Source organism: Paenisporosarcina sp. P4_E4_2 (assembly GCF_056401595.1).
In genome coordinates, this window is the sequence record NZ_JBFUJC010000544.1 from 1 (window position 1) to 1,240 (window position 1,240).

General features: G+C 37.6%; 2 protein-coding genes and 1 pseudogene. All 3 read left to right on the plus strand.

Annotation, left to right across the window (positions count from 1 at the left end):
• Window positions 1-435, plus strand: a 435-nt coding sequence (locus tag AC1DSB_RS19555) for a hypothetical protein (RefSeq protein WP_477587447.1), incomplete at its 5' end; no start/stop codon positions are given.
• A gap of 16 nt (window positions 436-451) precedes the next feature.
• Window positions 452-680 (plus strand): annotated as a pseudogene (locus AC1DSB_RS19560) (DJ-1/PfpI family protein); the annotation flags it as partial.
• Between the two features lie 152 nt (window positions 681-832).
• Window positions 833-1,240 (plus strand): YczE/YyaS/YitT family protein (locus tag AC1DSB_RS19565; RefSeq protein ID WP_477587448.1); only part of this gene is annotated, 408 nt, incomplete at its 3' end.

Here is a 1,240-nt window from a genome sequence, read left to right on the forward strand (position 1 = left end):
GTGATGCCTCTTGTGACAATTCTTCATCAAATGGGTCATATGTTTTTCGCGCGCATTTTTGGAGGCAAGGTAAATATGCACATTGGATCGGGAAAAATTTTGACGAAGATTGGACCTCTACATATACGACGGTTGTACTTTTATGATGGTTGGTGTGAATATATTTCTTTGGCTAAAAAGAGACGTAGATGGCAGCTGATTTTGGTCTACTTGGGTGGATCGCTTTTTAATTTGACCGCTATATTACTGTTGAATGGCTTGATTTTGATGCGTGAACTGGAACCCGGCATTTTCTTGTATCAATTCGTTTATTTCTCTTTCTACTTCATTTTCTTTTCACTATTTCCCATATGGCATGGGGAGAACCCGAGTGACGGAATGGCTGTTTGGAATCTCATACGAAAGAAACCATTTAAAAATAATCCTACGATGTAATCCCTATTCGTGATGAGCGGATAAATACGTAGTGTCAGTTTGTCATGGTCCAGCTGGATTAGTAGGTGCAACACTTTCAAATGGCAAACCATTGGTTCAAGGGAAGCGGGCTCGGTGCAACTGTAGAGACGGGTCCAAATTGGTCTGAGAAATCTGTGGTGGATGGCAAATTGATTACAGGTCAAAATCCACAATCCACACCAAAAATGGTTGTAAAAGAATTAATAGAAAAATTAGGTTCATAAATAGGACTGCTATTCTATTTTGAATAATGTCATAGCTTTTTCACTGAAACAGTGAAAAGGCTATTTTTTGTGAATTGAAAAATTGGGAATACAGTTTATTTCATGATAAGATGATTCAATCATTCATTTTTGCGGAATGTAAAGGAGTTTTTATGAAAAATCGAAGTATTGTAGCTATATTTTATTTAATTGGATTAACCTTTCTGTCTTTGGGCATTAGTTTAATAATATTGGCTGATTTAGGGGCTGGAGCCTGGGATGCCATGTACGTAGGGCTAAATAATCTTTTTGGCCTAAGTGTCGGTGCGTGGGTCTTTATTATAGGGATATTACTTATTTTCATCAATGCTCTTCTATTAAGAGAGCGAATTGATATTTCTGCAGTAATCCCTGTAGTAACGGTTGGTTTTTTGATTGATTTCTGGTTGTTATTTGTTTTTGCTAACTATCAGGCACCGATTCTTCCAATTCGATTTGCCATGTTGGTTGGCGGTATTGCAGTGATTGCAGTAGGAATTGCCTGTTACTTACAGTCGAAAATTGCACGTAACCCTATGGAT